The sequence below is a fragment of the Bradyrhizobium cedriense genome, assembly GCF_054602315.1.
On sequence record NZ_JBTSWB010000002.1, the window covers coordinates 439464 to 455945 of the forward strand.

Sequence of the window (16482 nt, forward strand, 5' to 3'; positions counted from 1 at the left end):
TGACTCAGGCGGTTTCGATGGCGTGGAAGACGAGGGCTGCGGAATAGACGTTCGGCAGCGACTGGATGGTGTTGAGCAGGGTGCCGAGGCTGCCGGCATCGGGCGCTTCGGTCACGACGACGAGCTTGCCGCGTGGATCGCGGCCGTGGATCTCGCAGCCGGGCAGCGCGGTGATCTCGGCTTCGAGCTCGGCGAGACGCTCGGGACGCGCCTGCACCACGATGCTCGCGATCTCGGCCTCCGGCGGCGCGATGATGCGATCGGCGCTGAGCACCCGGCCGGTGATCAACGCACGGCGGTTGAGTGTCGCTCTGTTGGGGGCTTTGGCCATGATGCCTGTCTTTCGCTCTGGGAAATCAATGTCGGGAGGGCGGACCGGGAGGGCCGGCAAACATCTGGTAGATCCAGACCCCGAGCCCGTAACTGCCGACCGTGCCGACCGCGAGTGCGGGCATCACGACTGCGGTCAGGAACAGAAAGGCGAAAATCTCCATGCGCTTACGGCGCACGCGCGAAGTCGCGTCGTCTGGGGCCGACATATTCGGTCTCGTCTGCAATGTGGGGTTGGGACGGCATCCGGGCCGTTGCCTTGCTGCACTTCTGATGCAATCGGGCCGTCGCGGCGTTGATCTGGATCAATCCGCTGGCTTGCGCAGATGTCGCAGCGCTATGCCCTGCCACGCGCAGCTGTGGGATCATTCTCCCGCATGGCGGAATTGCCGCTCCGTAGACAGCGTCGCCTCACCCATTAAGATGCGATCAACAACAATAAGCGGGAGGCCTCATGAAGTTCGGCATCTTCTATGAGCTGCAACTGCCACGGCCCTGGGTGGCCGGCGACGAGCTCAGGCTGTACCAGAACGCGCTCTCGCAGATGGAGCTTGCCGACAGTCTCGGCTACGACCATGCCTGGGTCGTCGAGCACCACTTCCTCGAGGAATATTCGCACTCGCCCTCGCCCGAATCCTTTCTCGCCGCGGCCAGCCAGCGCACCAGGAACATCCGGCTCGGCCACGGCATTCTCCAGCTCACCACCAATCATCCGGCGCGCGTCGCCGAGCGTGTCGCGGTGCTCGACCTGCTCAGTAACGGCCGCTGCGAATTCGGCATGGGCGAGAGCGCGTCCATCACCGAACTCACCCCGTTCGGACGCGACATGGAGACCAAGAAGGAGGTGTTCGAGGAAGCGGTGCAGGCGATATTCCCGATGTTCAGGGACGCGGGCTCCGAGCACCACGGCAAGTATTTCGACATCCCCTTGCGCAACGTGGTGCCGAAGCCGGTGCAGAAGCCGCATCCGCCGCTGTGGATGGCGTGCTCGCAGCTGCCGACCATCGAGCGCGCCGGCCGCCACGGCTTCGGCGCGCTTGGTTTCCAGTTCGTCAGCGCCGATGCCGCGCACGCCTGGGTGCATGCCTATTACAACGCGATGACCAAGCGGCTGCATAAGCTCGCCGACTACGAGATCAATCCGAACATGGCGCTGGTGTCGTTCTTCATGTGTGCGAAGACCGACGAGGAGGCGCGTGCGCGCGCCGACGGCGCCACCTTCTTCCAGTTCGCGCTGCGCTTCTACGGCGCCTCGCAGAACCGCCAGCGCCCCGCGCCCTACACCGTGAACATGTGGGACGAGTACAACAAGTGGAAGCGCGACAATCCGGAAGCGCAGGAGGCGAGCTTGCGCGGCGGCCTGATCGGCTCGCCCGAGACGATCCGCAGGAAGCTGAAGCGGTTCCAGTCCTCGCACATCGACCAGGTCATCCTGCTCAACCAGGCCGGCAAGAACAGCCACGAGCACATCTGCGAATCGCTCGAACTGTTCGGCCGCGAGGTGATGCCGGAATTCCAGAACGACCCGGCACAGGCCGAATGGAAGCGAGGCGTGATGAGCGGCGAGATCGAGCTGGAGGAGATCGACACGGAAGCCTTCACCGACCGCTACGGCAAGGTCGCGATCAACGTCGCGCCGGCGAAGGCTGCGGCGGGGTAGGGAGCTGCTCATCGTGACGAAGCACCGGATCTATACGATGAGTTTCGCAAGCGTGTATCCGCTTTACGTTGCGAAGGCAGAGAAGAAGGGACGGACAAAAGCCGAGGTCGATCAGGTCATCTCCTGGCTCACTGGCTATGGTCAGAAAGAGCTCGAAGCCGAGCTGAAGAAGCAAACGGACTTCGAAACCTTTTTTGCGAAGGCTCCTCGAATCAATCCACTGCGATCCATGATCAAGGGTGTCATTTGCGGCGTCCGGGTGGAGGACATCAAAGAACCGACGATGCGGGAAATCCGCTATCTGGATAAGCTGATCGACGAGTTGGCCAAGGGTAGGACGATGGACAAGATCCTGCGAAACACGAATTCCTGAGCGCAGCCTTCTGTCCATTCGGCTCGTCGGCTTTGCATGTCCAAAGCCGACCCACATCCGTCTTCCGCCCGGTCGCCATTGCTGATAATTTTCAGCAAAAGCGGCCGGGAGAAAACGATGCGGTTCCACGAGACGGCTCCAATGCCTGCGGCCGGCGATGTCACGCCGGCGGTGCTCGCCATCGGCCGACCTGACTTTCCGGACATCCTCATCGACACGCTGCGCCGCCAGGCCGGGGTCGGTCATTGCATGGTGTTTGCGCTGACGCGCTCGGGCGCGGCCCGTTGTTTGCTGGACGCCGGCAACATCCCGATCGGGGGCGATCTCGGCGCGGCCTATGCCGCCCAGTTCCACGAATCCGATCCCAACCGCGATGCGCTGTTCGAACGGGAAGGCAGCGCGCCGATCGTGCTGCCTTCGTTCGCCCCGCGCATGTACGGCGCGCGCTATCGCAAGATCTTCTTCAATGATTCCGGCATCGTCGACAAATGCGCGAGCGCGATCTGGACCGGCGACACCTGCTTCTACGTCAATTTCTACCGCATCGCGGCGCAGGGCCGCTTCGGCGACGAGCAGCGCCGGCGGCTTGGGGCGATCGCACCGGCGATCGCGGCGAGCGTCGCGCGCCATTTCCAGGGAAACGCAACGCCGGACCAGACTCTCGCCGCGCTGTTCGCCACCCGCGCGCCGCTGGCCGATCTCACGCCGCGCGAGCAGGAAGTCTGCCGGCATATCTTGTCCGGCTTCAGCTCCGAAGCGATCTCGCAGGCGCTCGGCATCGGCCTGCATTCCATACTGACCTATCGCAAGCGCGCCTATGAGCGGCTGGGCATCTCCTCGCAGAGCGAGCTGTTCGCGATCGTGCTGCGGTTGCTCTCGGGACCTCACGGACTGAATTGAGGGGACACTGGGTCCGCGATCTCTGCTTCCGGGAGCAAGGCTGACACGGTCCGCCCTCCACGACCGCCGTCTTGTGACCCAGCCCAGACGACAGCTCCCTTCAAGCCGGGGAGAGGCAGCTTGCCGCCTCCGATCATTGCCGGCTCTCGCAGACGAGCAGGACCTGAGATGGACATGGGCGGGTGAAGAGGGAAAGCCCGGCGGATCAGCGACGGCTCCTCACAGGCCCCAAGAGCCCACTGCGGTCAGGGTCGCATCATTGTCGGCAAGGATAAGCGAATCCGCTGTGAGAAATCGGCTGCGCCATCGGCCGCCTGTGCAGCTTCGTTGATCAGGGATCCCCGCCTCAGTTCATCAAACGGCAGCGTCGCCTCTATCCGGCCGGAGTGGTAGAGGTAGCTATCGATCAGACCGTTGAACAGATGTCGAATGTCGAAGCGCCCCCGCCGGCCCGCCGCATTTGCATAACGCACGATGTTGATCGTACAACTGTTGGTCAACAGATGGTAGAACTCCGGCTGATCGGCGAGTTCGTTGATGCGCGTCAAATAAATCATGAGCAACCGTCGCGCGTCGTCAGCCGTTGTATTGAGGCGATATAGGTACACCGGCTCGTGGCGATGGTTGGTGCGAACGCCTACAACATCACGCTCTTCACCTACCACGTAGATCAGCTCGAATTGCTTGAACAAGGAGGCGACGGGCGCAAAGCCTTCGTCAACCTCAGGGCGCGTCTCGATGGAGATGGCCAGTGGGGGCGCATTGTCGAAGACAAAGCTCACAAACGTGTGTCCGACCGGCCCCTCGGTGAAATAGGAAACGTAGAAATCGAGAGCTATCAAGTGCGACAACAACACTTCGCGCTCCTCGTAGCGCACCGTGAAGTCGCTTCGACTTCGATAGTCGAAGTTGCGTACGCCGGTCAGGTGCACGCGGTCGCCGTTGATCACCGCCCGCGGCATCACGGCGACTTCCGGTCGCCAATGGCGATCGTGTGATGGAGGGATTGAGATCCACCATGCAACGACACCGAAAAACATGACCAGGAAGAGAACGGACATGCGCCGTTGGCGCGAACGCCAGAGCGCCCAAATTGCAAAGCCCGCAAACGCTCCGGCGGAAATCGTACGCAACCCGCCCCAAGGCAGGTTCGAATAGTAGATGGCCAGTACGGCCCATGTGACGAGCATGATCCGAATGAGAAAGCCAATCGGCTTTCTCGGCCACCTGACCAACATGGATACGAATTTACGGACTGAAATCACCAGGCTGCTCCTGCCGCAAAGCTTTGGCGATGCTTCGACAGCTCCGTTGTGTCAGATCACCTGTCGTTTCATTTTGAATGGTTACACGCTACAGTAGCTCTTCGCGAACTAGAAGCGATGGCCTCGCTTTTTATCGCGCGTTGGATTGATCCAAAGGGCTGCGCGACCTTCGCAGCTACCGACTCTTGGTGGGCGTCAGCCACTGGAAGGATGCGGCTGGGCGATGCTGCTATCCGGCGCATTCGGAGTTTTGGCTGGCCTCACCCTCGGTGGAGTCCTGATGAAGGTCTTTGGGTGCTCGGATTTGTGCTTGGCGTCGACCTGATCCCTCACGGCATAGCCTGGCTGACCTATGCATGGCAGCCGGCGGCGGGAACCGCATGGCGGAAATGAGTCGACAAGGGGAGTGCGCTGATGGCGATCGCAGCTGAAAGACCAATCCTCCTGATCAAGAAACTCGCGGGAATCCTTCTCCTGCTTTTCGGTTTGCTGATGACGGCGCTCGGCTTAAGTAGCGAGTCCAACGGATTTACCGCGATCGGGGTCGCCTTCCTTGTTGCTGGCGCGATATTCCTGGCTCTCAAGATCATCAGGCGGAACCAGGGCGATCCGCTCTGACCGGCGTCGCAAGATTGCTCTGTCGCGGCGAGAGCCATGCACAGCATCGCAAGCGCGAAGGTCTGGCCGCTTCAACCGAACGCAGCTGATACATAACGAGGGGGGCCGTGCGCGGTGATGTCAGGAACTCTCTTGGGTGCGTCGTACAGCGCGCGGCGGATCCGACCGTCGATGAGCGCAGCGTGTCGTTCGCTGTCAATCGCGGTGGTGCTCTCGACCTGGCTCGGTGGAGCGAGCCTGGCGCAGCAAGCGTTCCAGGCAGGTGGCGCGGCCACGCTCTTTCAGAACGTCCGCATCTTCGATGGCAAGAGCGCCACGCTGTCCGCCTCCTCCAACGTTTTGGTGCGCGGCAACAAGATAGAATCAATCTCGCTACAGCCGATAGCGGTGGATAGCCCGACGGACATTCGCATGATCGAAGGCGGCGGGCGCACACTGATGCCCGGCCTCATCGACAACCATTGGCATGCGATGCTGATCCGAGTCACGCCGGCACAGTCGTTCGGCGACATCGGTTACGTCAATCTTGTCGCTGGCGACGAGGCCACGCACACTCTGATGCGCGGCTTCACCAGCGTTCGCGATGTGGGCGGGCCGGTGTTTGGGCTCAAAAGCGCCATCGACGAAGGTATCATCAAGGGGCCGCGCATTTATCCCTCCGGTGCGGTCATTACTGTCACGAGTGGGCATGGGGACTTCCGCCAGCTTGCCGACCTGCCGCGGACGATCGGGGGCATGCTCACCCGCATGGAACAGACCGGTGGGGCAATGATTGCGGACAGCCCCGACGAGGTCCGCGTCCGTGTCCGCGAGCAGCTCATGCAAGGCGCCTCCCAGGTCAAGTTGACGGCCGGCGGCGGAGTGTCGTCGCCTTTCAGTCCGATCGACGTGACCACGTTCACCGAACCCGAAATACGCGCCGCCGTTGAAGCGGCTGAGAACTGGGGCACGTACGTCGCTGCGCATGCCTTTACGGCTGCTGCGATTCGGGGAGCCATTGCGGCTGGGGTGAAGTGTATCGAACACGGTTTCCTGATGGACGAGGCAACAGCGAAACTGATGGCAGAGAAGGGTGTTTGGCTGAGTATGCAGCCTCTCCCCGAGGACTTGAGGCTGGGCTTTCCTGTAGGCTCCATCCAGCGAGCCAAGGCGGATGAGGTCTGGCCGGGCATAGCCAGATCCTACGAGCTGGCGAGGAAGTACAAGATCAAGACGGCATGGGGCACCGACGTCCTGTTCTCTGCAGCGCTGGCGCGCCAACAGGGGGCCATCCTGGCCTCACTCGCTCGCTGGTACACTCCCGCTGAAGCGCTGGCCATGGCGACATCGACAAACGCCGAACTGCTGGCGCTATCGGGCAAGCGAAATCCCTATCCCGGCAAACTCGGCGTCGTGGAACAGGGCGCACTCGCGGATTTGCTGCTCGTCGACGGCAATCCCTTGGAAAATATCGGCCTTCTTGCCGACCCCGCGAACAATCTCAAGATCATCATGAAAGATGGAGTTATTTACAAGGATGCGCTTGCCCGTTAGCTGCAACGCATCACCCTTTTCGATGAACAAGGTCGCGCTCGATCCAGAGCGAAGTACCAACCCGTGCCGAGCAAATTCGCTTGCGGCCGAAGGTGAAGGTTGTGATGGCGTCTAGCCGCGTCAGCGATCGAGGCGAGATCGGACCTGGCAGACCGCAAGCCAGATTGACGCGAGTGACCCGAAGTCGCGGTCAATGAAGAGCGGAGCGGCTCATCAAATCTCGACTCGTTCCCTGATGAGAAGCGTTGCCCACGTCGCCAGCCCAATATCAAGCGATACTCCCAATTCTTGTGTTGCCGAGCAGGAGTTCGGCGTTAACCACGCTTAGCTGTTCCAGTCTGAGCCAAATCGCTTCGAAGTTTCTTAAATCTTGCTGGGTAACTCTTCCGGTCATGGCGACCTGGAGAAAGATATGAAGAAGCGGGCGAAGCGTGGAAAGGCGGAGACGCTCGCACTGCCAATGGCCGCGAGAGTTGCCATCGGCGCCGTGGCCGTCGCCGCATTGGGGTACGGCTTGCTGGCTCGCCCGGCGAGCGTGCAGCCGGTCCGGAAGCCGCCCGCACAGGAAGCCAAGGCATCGTCAAGTCCGGTTTACGTGGCACCGCCGGTTCATGCATCCGCGCCGGCTCCCGCTGCGGCGCCAGCTCCGGTTCCGGCCCCGGCGCCTCTGGTCGAACCACCAAAAGCCGACGCTGAGGGTCCCGGAGCATTGGTCCGGCAGGTGGTTGACTACGCCAGCCGCCAGACGCCCGGCACCGTGATCATCGATACCGGAAACACATTTCTTTATTTCGTCCTGAACGACAGGCAGGCGTTGCGCTATGGCATCGGTGTCGGCCGCGAAGGTTTCACCTGGTCCGGCGAGCAGACCGTGGCCCGCAAGGCAGAATGGCCGGATTGGCATCCGCCGACCGATATGATCGGGCGTCAGCCTTATCTGCCGCGGTTCATGGCGGGCGGCCCCGGCAATCCGCTCGGCGCACGCGCGATGTATCTCGGCGAAACCGAATATCGCATTCACGGCACCAACAACCCCGCTACGATCGGCAAGCGGGTGTCGTCCGGCTGTATCCGGCTGACCAATGACGACGTCACGGACCTCTATGAGCGGGTGAAGGTCGGCGCGAAGGTGATCGTGCTTCCGGCAAGCGCCGCCCGCAGACCATCCCAGGGCACGCCGGCCGACGCCGCCTTCCGATTGCCGGACCCGGCATCGCCGCCGAAGCGGCCGTTGTCGGCTAACGCGCAGATGCTGTCATCCGGACCGAGGATCGCCGAGGCGCGGTAGCTCCAAGGATCTGGCTCCAAAGAGTCTAGCTCGAAGGGTCTGGCTCCAAGGGTCTGGCTCCAAGGGGCGGCAGAGCGCCGCGCAGCATCGCCCGGCACGCGCAGCTGGACGGGCAGTGTCAGTTGCCGCCTTCTGCCAGTTGTCGGGCTCCAATGACGTGCCGTCCCGGTTCGCCGGCAACAGCCGCCTCGATGAGCTGCCGGGCCACGTTGGTCACCGAACTGACGCGCGCAACCGGCGGCAACAGGGGAGATACGAAGCCTAGGACGTTCCGCACTGCTCGCTGTACCGGCCTGCTTTCGGCACGCTCGCCATCCAGGAATCCTGGCCGCAGGATCGTCAGGGACGGGAAAGCGAGCGCCCCGATCGCTTCCTCCACCTCGCCCTTCGTCCGTGTGTAGAGAAACAGGGATCGCGGGTCGGCGCCCAGGGACGATACCAGCGCGAACCGGCCAACTCCGGCGTCGCGCAGCCGCCGCGCAATCAGCAGCACCAGTTCGTAATCGACCGCGCGAAATGCTGCTACCGACCCTGCCGCCGCCCGCGTCGTTCCGAGCGCGCAGATTGCGCCGTCGGCTCGCCATTCCTCACCGCCGGCACCAGCCATCAGATCATCGAGCCGAGGATTGATTACCCGCTCGTCGGGCGGCAGCGCACGCCGCGTTGGTGCGATGATGCGCGTGATGCGAGAGTCAGCAAGAGCGAGCGTCATCGCGCGGCCGCCAACCAGCCCCGTCGCGCCTACGATGAGCAATGTGGTCATGACCATCCCGTCTTGGCTTTGCAGGCCACACTTTGCAGGCCAAACCTTGCAGGCCAAACGTTGCAGGCCAAACGTTGCAGGCCAAACGTTGCAGGCCAAGTGTACAGGAACCGGTTGCCACGGCAAATTCGGGGACGTCCTTGCCGTTTTGTCCCGTCAGCCCGACTTGCATCTAAATGCCCTCCTGCCGTTCGTCCCCATCGCTAGGGACAGACGCCGGCGCTGAGGTTCGCTAGTCTGGCCTGAAGGATACGACAACCTCCGGAGGCCGCCTTGAGCACCGCGCCGCGCATCGACATCGACCCTGTCGCGTTCTGGGCCGATCCCTATCCGATGCTCGCGAGGATGCGGCGAGATGCGCCGATCGCCTTCGTGCCGCAGCTCGGCTCGACGCTGCTGACGGGCCGCGACGACATCTCGATCTCCGAGAAGCAGATCGACGTGTTCTCCTCGCACCAGCCCGCCGGCCTGATGAACCGGCTGATGGGCCACAACATGATGCGCAAGGACGGCGAGGCGCACCAGGTCGAGCGCCGTGCGATGTTTCCGACGGTGTCGCCGAAGACGGTGAAGGCGCATTGGACCGCGCAGTTCCAGGCCCATGCCGACCGCATCATCGACGCAATCGAGCCGGGGCGGATCGACTTCATGCGCGACTTCGCGCTGCCCTTCTCCGGCGAATGCCTGAAGTCGATCACCGGCCTCACCAATATCGGCTTCGAGGACATGGACGCGTGGTCGCAAGGCATGATCGAGGGCATCGCCAACTATGCCGGCGATCCCGCGGTCGAGGCGCGCTGCCACGCCGCGACGTCGGGCATCGATGCCGCGATCGACGACATGCTGCCGATGATGCGCAAGCATCCCGACCAGAGCATTCTCGGCGTGCTCCTCGCCTCGGGCATGCCGATGGAGAGCGTGCGCGCCAACGTCAAGCTCGCGATCTCGGGCGGCCAGAACGAGCCGCGCAAGGCGATCGCGGGCACGGTATGGGCGCTGCTCGCCCACCCTGATCAGCTTGATCTCGTGCGCAGGGGCGAGGTGTCCTGGCTCCAGGCCTTCGAGGAATATGCCCGCTGGATCTCGCCGATCGGCATGTCGCCGCGGCGGATTGCAAAGCCGTGGCGCATCCGCGACGTGTCATTCGAAACCGATGAACGCGTGTTCCTGATGTTCGGCTCCGCCAACCGCGACGAGAAACATTTTGAGCGCGCCGACCGGTTCGACGTGCGGCGTGATACGTCCAAGAGCGTCGCCTTCGGCGCCGGCCCGCATTTCTGCGCCGGCGCTTTCGCCTCCCGCGCCATGATCGCCGACGTCGCGCTGCCGACCGTGTTCGCCCGCGCTAAACAGCTCGAGTTGGCCGATGACGAGGAGGTGCGGATCGGCGGCTGGGCGTTCCGAGGGCTGCTCAACCTGCCCGTGAGATGGCAGCACTAGCTGGGAGGCGTGCCATCCCTCCTTGCCGCACGATGACATTCTGCCACTGTGTTGCCCGACGGGTCAAGTGAGCTTCGCTAAATGCGAAATTCGTTTCGAAACAAGGCCTTGGCTACTGTGCATGGGGTTGTTTTCGAATTTTGATGGTCCTGGGCGCCGAGCGTTGCGATTGTCACATTCGCGTGCGGAAAAATTCGCTCTGCATTCGCTCCGCTGATTGAAAGATTAATCATGCGCTGCGCCTCGCGCGCAGTGCGCGCATCGCTATTTTTCCGCACGTCTCGACACCTCCGATCGGCCGCACCATCATTCGGTAGTGCCGGAGCCGCCAGACGCGTTCGTCCGTAAGTCACCTGTTGTCTGCGGACGATCGTACCTAAATACAGGGAACCCCAGCCGAGGGGAGCAACGCCATGAATGTAGTGCCCCGCGATCTCATGACTGAAACTGCCATCTCGTCCGCCGATTTCCGCGGCGCCATGCGTCATCTCACCGGCGGCGTCAGCGTCATCACCGCCGGGCGGGGCAAGGACATCAGCGGCATGACGGTGACCTCGGTCACCTCGCTGTCGGTCGAGCCGCCGACGCTGCTGGTCAGCATCAACCGCGATGCCTCGTCCTTCCCCTTGATCCGGCACCACGGTGCCTTCGGCGTGAACATCCTCAATGCCGACCAGCTCGACGTTGCCGAGCGCTTTTCCGGCAAGGGCGGGCTGAAGGGTGCCGATCGCTTCGCCGGCGCCCGCTGGATCACGGCAGTCTCGGGCGTTCCGCTCCTGGTCGGGGCGCTCTCGGCTTTCGATTGCGAGGTCGAGGAGGTCTTCGAACGGCATTCGCACGCCATCGTCATTGGGCGGGTCAGGAGCATCAGCAGCTCGGCGCGCACCGCGGCCCTTGCCTATTGGCACGGCCGGTACGTGGCGGTCGATCAGGACGAAGACGCGGCCAGGCTCGCAGACGTCAGCCTTCCCGCGCGCGGCCAGCGCGGCATTTGATCGCCGCGCTTGGCGGTGCGGAAGGCTGGCGTTTTCCCCGTCATCACTCTAGAAGCGCCTGAACCCCCATGCGGGACGGCAATGGAGCGGATCGATGAAACGCGTTGCGACCTGGGCCTTCTACGCCGTCGGCGCGCTTGCGATCGCCTACCTCGCGCTCTACGCCTACGCGATGTTCTCAGGCTCTCCGATCGTGCCGGGCGACCCCATCCACATCTTCCGCAAGCCCGACGCGCCCAGTTATTCGTGAGGTGAATGCGCGCGGCCAATGTTGCGCGCGACTCTCTCAACCCGTCATAGCCGGGCTTGACCCGGCCATCCACGTGCATCGGCGTTTTCGGAGAGACGTGGATGCCCTGGTCAAGCCCGGGCATGACGACCGAGTGTGTGACTTCACCCCCGCAGAATCGCCAGCGCCAATGCCTGCGCGCGCGGCACGATGCTGTCGAGCTCGAGATATTCCTCCGGCGTGTGCGCGAGCCCGCCGACCGGGCCGAGGCCGCAGATCGTCGGCGTGCCCACCGCGGCGGTGAAGCCGGAATCGGCACAGCCGCCGGAGAACTCGCCCTGCAGCGTGGTGAGGCCGACCTGTCGTGCTGCGGCTTGATAATTCTCGAACAGCGCCTTCGAAGCCTCGCTCTGCACCACCGGCACGAACTCGCCCCTGATCGTGAGCGTCGCACTCGTGCCCGGCACGTAGGACGTCGCGACGATCTTTTCGATTGCGGCCATCACCGTCGCGCGATCCGCCGGATCGACGTAACGCAGGTCGATCTGGCCTTCGGCGGAGGGCGCCGTGGTGTTGACGGACTGGCCGCCCGAGACGAGGCCGACATTGAGCGTGATGCCCTTGTCGAGATCGGTGAGCGCATGGATCTGCACGATCTTGTGCGCAAGCTCGCCGATCGCGCTGATACCGGCGGCGAAGTTGGCGCCGGAATGCGCGGCCTTGCCGGTGATGGCGAGATGCATGAAGATGCCGCCCTTGCGGCCGGTGACGACGTTGCCGGTGGGGCGGCCCGGCTCGGAATTGAACACCGCGCGCGCGGCGCGGCCCTCCCGTTCGATCACCGGGCGCGAGGAGGGCGAGCCGATCTCCTCGTCCGAGGTGATCAATACCTTGATCGGATGCGGCGAGCCGCCGAATTTGTGGAAGGCGGTTGCGACGAACACGTTCATGACGAGGCCGGACTTCATGTCGGCGACACCCGGTCCATAGGCGCGGCCATCTCTGATCGTGAACGGACGCCGCCCCGCCTCGCCCTTGCCGAACACGGTGTCGCGATGCCCCATCAACAGCACCGGCTTCTCGTTGCTGCCGGGCTTTGCGACTTCGGCATGAATCGCATCGCCGAAGCTGGCGTCGGCCTCGCGCCGGAACGGAATGCCGTGCTCGGCAAAATGGCGCTCGAACCGCGCGCCGACCGCGTCGACACCCTCCTTGTCGTAGGACCCGGAATCGATGTTCACGACGTCGCGGAGCAGGTCGACCATCGCCTGCCGTTGCGACGCCAGCCAATCCGTGATTTGAGCTTCAGACATGTGGTCCCTCGTGCGGTTACGGGGCGAGGTTATAAGACTTTGTTTGCGGGCGTCCTAGTCGTGTGGTGCGATCCCGTTATGCAACGAGTGCTCTCAACGCCGTCATTGCGAGCGCAGCGAAGCAATCCAGAGTCTTTCCGCGGAGGGATTCTGGATTGCTTCGCTGCGCTCGCAATGACGGAGTGGCGACCTGCATCAAACAAAAAATGCCCGGGATGGGCCCGGGCATTTGCATCTTCAATGTTCGGCAGGAGCGCTACGCCCCCATCATCGGCATCCGCGGATACTCACCCGGCGTTCCCGCGGGCGGGATCGGGATGCCGCCGTCGGCATATTCGTTGAGCTTGTTGCGCAGCGTGCGGATCGATATGCCCAGGATATTGGCGGCATGGGTCCGGTTGCCAAGACAGTGCTTCAACGTCTCCAGGATCAGGTCGCGTTCGACGTCGGCGACGGTGCGTCCCACGAGCGCCCGCGTCACCTGCTCGGCTGCCATCGTTGCATGCGCCACGGCCGGCGGCGTCCTGGCGAGGTCGAGGCGATCGCCGTCCGGCGTGATGATCGCATCGGGTCCGATCTCGTCGCCCTGCGCCATCAGCACCGCGCGGTGCATGGTGTTCTCGAGCTCGCGAACGTTGCCCTGCCAGCGGTTGCTGGCGAGCACGCGGCGGGCCTCCGCCGAGATCGGGCGCAGCGGCACGCCGTTGGCCTCCGCATACTTCTTCACGAAGTGCTGGGCGAGCTCCAGGATGTCGGCCGGGCGCTCGCGCAGCGGCGGGATCTTCAGATTCACGACGTTGAGGCGGAACAGCAGATCCTCGCGGAACGTGCCCTCGCGCACCGCCTCCGCCAGGTTGCGGTTGGACGTCGCGATGATGCGGATGTCCACCGGCACGGGCTTGGTGCCGCCGACGCGATCGATCACGCGCTCCTGGATGGCGCGCAGCAGTTTCGATTGCAGGCGGACGTCCATCTCCGAGATTTCGTCCAGCAGCAGCGTGCCGCCGGTCGCTTCCTCGAACTTGCCGATGCGGCGCGCGATCGCGCCGGTGAAGGCGCCCTTCTCGTGGCCGAACAGCTCGGATTCCAGGAGGTGCTCGGGGATCGCGGCGCAGTTGATGGAGATGAAGGGACGCTTGGCGCGCGCCGAGCGGGCGTGGACGTAGCGGGCCAGCACTTCCTTGCCCGTGCCGGATTCCCCGGTGATCATCACCGAGGCGTCCGAGCCTGCGATCTGCTGGGCGAGCTTGATCACCTTTGCCATCGCCTCGTCGCGATAGACCAGCTCGCGGGAATCGTTGGCGACCGCGGCGAGCACCGCGGCGATCAGCTCCGGGTCCGGCGGAAGCGGGATGTACTCCTTGGCCCCGGCGTGGATCGCGGCGACCGCGGCGCGGGCGTCGTTGGTGATGCCGCAGGCCACGATCGGGGCGTGGATGTGCTCGGCCTCCAACCGCAGCACGAGGTCGCGGATGTCGAGGGCGACGTCGACCAGCAGGAGGTCGGCGCCCTTGCCGCCGCGCAGCACGCGCATCGCCTGCTCGTGATCCTCGGCATGGGTCACGGTGGCGCCGTTCTCCATCGCGATCTTGGTGGCGGTGGTGAGCTGGCCCTTCAATGTGCCAACGATGAGAAGCCGCATGTCAGTCTCCTGTCCGTCTGTTCGCGCTGCCGCGCGTCATGTCCTTGTATTCTTGCGCTAGCCGCGTTCGGCCTTGATGATTTCCGTCATGGTCACGCCGAGCTTGTCCTCGACCAGGACGACCTCCCCGCGGGCGACCAGCTTGTTGTTGACGTAGATGTCGATGGCTTCGCCGACGCGCCGGTCGAGCTCGAGCACGGTGCCTGGTCCGAGCTTCAGGAGCTCGCCGACGTCCATCTTGGAGCGGCCGAGCACGGCCGAGACCTGTACGGGCACGTCGAACACCGCTTCGAGGTCGGCTGCGGCACGCGCCGCATATTCGTCCTCGTTGTAGCCGACGTCGGTGCCGGTTGGCGGCATCGGGCCGTTGAGATCGGGCAGCGGGACCTGTCCGTCGGTGTCGCTCATGGCTAGCTCCCCTTGCGGGACGCAATATAGCGTCCGACCATTTCGTCGATCTTGGCCATGATGGCGCCGCGCTCCAGCACGACGCCGCCGTCGGCCCATTCGATCCGGCAGTCGCCGGTGGCGATTTCCGGCTCGGCCAGGATCACCATACGGCCCTCGAAGCCGCTCTGCTTGGCGAGCCGCTCGATCTTCTCGCGGGCGGCATCGTAGAGCGCATCGTTGATGCGGACGACGAGATGCGGCGTCGCGACCAGATGCGAGAAGCAGTCCTTGACCAGCGCGACGACCTCGCCGAGCGGCTCGGCGGCGACCAGATCGGCGCACAGCTTGCGCGCGACGGCGACCGCGACCTCGACCGCCTCGGTCTCCATCTTGGTCTCGATGTTGCCGATGCCGGAAGCGACGCCCCGAATGGCGATGTTGATCTCTTCCATGGCGAGCGCGACGCGGCGGTCGCTCTCGGCCTTGGCTTCGCGCTGGCCGGCGGCAAAGCCGTCCTGGTAGGCGCGCGCCTCGGCTTCCGCGACCTTCTGGGCGATCTCGGCCGCGGTCGCGGCCTTCTCGCGCGTCGTCCTCTCGGGCGCCGCGAAGTCGGTATCGAACAGGAATTTCGCCGGAGCGGCCATCAGTACACCAGCTCGTCGTCGGCGCGGTTCTTGGTCAGCATGATCTCGCCCTTGGCGGCGAGGTCCTTGGCGAGGTTGACCAGAAGCGCCTGGGCCTCGTCGACGTCGCGCAGGCGCACCGGGCCCATCGCCGCCATGTCGTCCTGGAGCATCTTGGCCGCGCGCGAGGACATGTTGCCGAAGAAGAAGTTGCGGACGTCCTCGTTGGCGCTCTTGAGGGCGACGCCGAGCTTGTCCTTGTCGACGTTGCGCATCAGCGTCTGGGCCGAGCCGGAATCGAGCTTCACGAGATCGTCGAAGGTGAACATCAGCGCCTTGATGCGCTCGGCCGATTCACGGTTGTCCTCTTCTAGCGAGGTGATGAAGCGGGTTTCGGTCTGGCGGTCGAAATTGTTGAAGATCTCCGCCATCACCTCGTGGGCGTCGCGGCGGCGGGTTTGCGACAGATTGGACATGAATTCGGTGCGTAGCGTCTTCTCCACGCTCTCGATCACCTCCTTCTGCACCGCCTCCATCTTCAGCATGCGGTTGACGACATCGAGCGCGAGCTCCTCGGGTAGGATGCCGAGCACGCGGGCGGCATGCTCCGACTTCAGCTTGGACAGCACCACCGCGATGGTCTGCGGGTACTCGTTCTTGAGATAGTTGGCGAGGACCTCTTCCTGCACGTTGGAGAGCTTCTCCCACATGTTGCGCCCGGCGGGACCGCGTATCTCATCCATGATGCCGTTGACGCGCTCCGGCGGAAGGTATTGCTGCAGCAGCCGTTCGGTGGCGTCGAAATTGCCCATCAGCGCGCCCGAAGCCGACATGCGCGAGACGAACTCGAGCAGCATGTCCTCGACGGTGTCGACCTCGACGGTGCCGAGCGTCGACATCTCCAGCGAGAGCTGGCGCACCTCGTCGTCGTCGAGCAGCGACCAGATCTTGCCGCCATATTGCTCGCCGAGCGCCAGCATCAGGATGGCGGCACGCTTCGGTCCGGCCAACGCCTCGGACTTGTCGCCCGCACGATTGTTCGCACGCTGGCCGAGCGTCGAGATCACGCTGGTGATGTCGTTGGAGTTGGCGTTTTGCAGATTGGCGGCCATGTCAGATC

Annotated in this window: 18 protein-coding genes; 9 read left to right on the plus strand and 9 right to left on the minus strand. The window is 63.8% G+C overall.

Annotated elements, in window-relative coordinates; genetic code table 11:
- Positions 1-4: 4 nt before the first annotated feature.
- Entirely contained in the window at positions 5-331 is a 327-nt protein-coding gene (locus tag ACYCVF_RS08380; protein ID WP_459603084.1) for a chaperone NapD, read from the minus strand.
- A gap of 25 nt (positions 332-356) precedes the next feature.
- A complete protein-coding gene (napE, locus tag ACYCVF_RS08385) occupies positions 357-539 on the minus strand; it encodes a periplasmic nitrate reductase, NapE protein (protein WP_239626939.1) in 183 nt (60 codons plus the stop codon).
- A 245-nt stretch (positions 540-784) separates the two neighbouring features.
- On the opposite strand from napE, the gene ACYCVF_RS08390 reads away from it, so the two are divergent.
- From ACYCVF_RS08390 to ACYCVF_RS08400, 3 genes are all read left to right on the plus strand, one after another.
- Positions 785-1990, plus strand: coding sequence for an LLM class flavin-dependent oxidoreductase (locus tag ACYCVF_RS08390; RefSeq protein WP_459603082.1), 1206 nt, complete (start codon positions 785-787; stop codon positions 1988-1990).
- Positions 1991-2003: 13 nt separating this feature from the next.
- Positions 2004-2363 (plus strand): DUF2200 domain-containing protein, encoded by a 360-nt coding sequence (locus ACYCVF_RS08395; protein ID WP_459603080.1) that lies wholly within the window; start codon positions 2004-2006, stop codon positions 2361-2363.
- A gap of 117 nt (positions 2364-2480) precedes the next feature.
- A complete protein-coding gene (locus ACYCVF_RS08400; protein ID WP_459603078.1) occupies positions 2481-3263 on the plus strand; it encodes a helix-turn-helix transcriptional regulator in 783 nt (260 codons plus the stop codon).
- Positions 3264-3508: 245 nt separating this feature from the next.
- Here ACYCVF_RS08400 and ACYCVF_RS08405 read toward each other — a convergent pair whose 3' ends face one another.
- A complete protein-coding gene (locus ACYCVF_RS08405) occupies positions 3509-4528 on the minus strand; it encodes a lipoprotein N-acyltransferase Lnb domain-containing protein (RefSeq protein ID WP_459603076.1) in 1020 nt (339 codons plus the stop codon).
- Positions 4529-4942: 414 nt separating this feature from the next.
- Between ACYCVF_RS08405 and ACYCVF_RS08410 the strand changes: the two genes are divergently transcribed.
- The 3 genes from ACYCVF_RS08410 (at position 4943) to ACYCVF_RS08420 (ending at position 7967) form a co-directional block, all read left to right on the plus strand.
- Positions 4943-5146 carry a hypothetical protein gene (locus ACYCVF_RS08410; protein ID WP_459603074.1) on the plus strand — a complete coding sequence of 68 codons (204 nt, stop codon included), beginning with the start codon at positions 4943-4945 and terminating at the stop codon, positions 5144-5146.
- Positions 5147-5317: 171 nt separating this feature from the next.
- Positions 5318-6679: a metal-dependent hydrolase family protein gene (locus ACYCVF_RS08415; protein WP_459606533.1), complete on the plus strand. Its 1362-nt coding sequence runs from the start codon at positions 5318-5320 to the stop codon at positions 6677-6679.
- A gap of 412 nt (positions 6680-7091) precedes the next feature.
- Entirely contained in the window at positions 7092-7967 is an 876-nt protein-coding gene (locus ACYCVF_RS08420) for a L,D-transpeptidase (protein ID WP_459603070.1), read from the plus strand.
- A gap of 118 nt (positions 7968-8085) precedes the next feature.
- On the opposite strand, the gene ACYCVF_RS08425 is transcribed toward ACYCVF_RS08420, so the two are convergent.
- Positions 8086-8730 carry a Rossmann-fold NAD(P)-binding domain-containing protein gene (locus tag ACYCVF_RS08425; RefSeq protein WP_459603068.1) on the minus strand — a complete coding sequence of 215 codons (645 nt, stop codon included), beginning with the start codon at positions 8728-8730 and terminating at the stop codon, positions 8086-8088.
- A gap of 273 nt (positions 8731-9003) precedes the next feature.
- Here ACYCVF_RS08425 and ACYCVF_RS08430 point away from each other — a divergent pair, with 273 nt between their 5' ends.
- The 3 genes from ACYCVF_RS08430 to ACYCVF_RS08440 all read left to right on the plus strand — a co-directional run bounded on the left by ACYCVF_RS08430 (position 9004) and on the right by ACYCVF_RS08440 (position 11415).
- The gene (locus ACYCVF_RS08430) at positions 9004-10170 is read left to right on the plus strand and encodes a cytochrome P450 (protein ID WP_459603066.1); all 1167 of its coding nucleotides are present in this window, start codon (positions 9004-9006) and stop codon (positions 10168-10170) included.
- Positions 10171-10583: 413 nt separating this feature from the next.
- The gene (locus tag ACYCVF_RS08435) at positions 10584-11165 is read left to right on the plus strand and encodes a flavin reductase family protein (protein ID WP_459603064.1); all 582 of its coding nucleotides are present in this window, start codon (positions 10584-10586) and stop codon (positions 11163-11165) included.
- A 94-nt stretch (positions 11166-11259) separates the two neighbouring features.
- Positions 11260-11415, plus strand: coding sequence for a hypothetical protein (locus ACYCVF_RS08440; protein WP_028180679.1), 156 nt, complete (start codon positions 11260-11262; stop codon positions 11413-11415).
- 143 nt (positions 11416-11558) lie between these two features.
- On the opposite strand, the gene ACYCVF_RS08445 is transcribed toward ACYCVF_RS08440, so the two are convergent.
- The 5 genes from ACYCVF_RS08445 to fliG form a co-directional block, all read right to left on the minus strand.
- On the minus strand, positions 11559-12707 hold the full coding sequence (locus tag ACYCVF_RS08445) for a M20 family metallopeptidase (RefSeq protein WP_459603062.1): 1149 nt from the start codon (positions 12705-12707) through the stop codon (positions 11559-11561).
- Positions 12708-12963: 256 nt separating this feature from the next.
- Complete coding sequence (flbD, locus tag ACYCVF_RS08450) at positions 12964-14349, minus strand: sigma-54-dependent transcriptional regulator FlbD (protein ID WP_459603060.1); 1386 nt, start codon at positions 14347-14349, stop codon at positions 12964-12966.
- Positions 14350-14406: 57 nt separating this feature from the next.
- Entirely contained in the window at positions 14407-14757 is a 351-nt protein-coding gene (gene fliN, locus ACYCVF_RS08455) for a flagellar motor switch protein FliN (protein WP_057027996.1), read from the minus strand.
- Between the two features lie 2 nt (positions 14758-14759).
- Positions 14760-15383: a FliH/SctL family protein gene (locus ACYCVF_RS08460; RefSeq protein WP_459603057.1), complete on the minus strand. Its 624-nt coding sequence runs from the start codon at positions 15381-15383 to the stop codon at positions 14760-14762.
- Complete coding sequence (fliG, locus tag ACYCVF_RS08465) at positions 15383-16474, minus strand: flagellar motor switch protein FliG (protein WP_459603055.1); 1092 nt, start codon at positions 16472-16474, stop codon at positions 15383-15385. The genes ACYCVF_RS08460 and fliG overlap by 1 nt, the downstream gene beginning before the upstream one ends.
- Between the last annotated feature and the right edge of the window lie 8 nt (positions 16475-16482).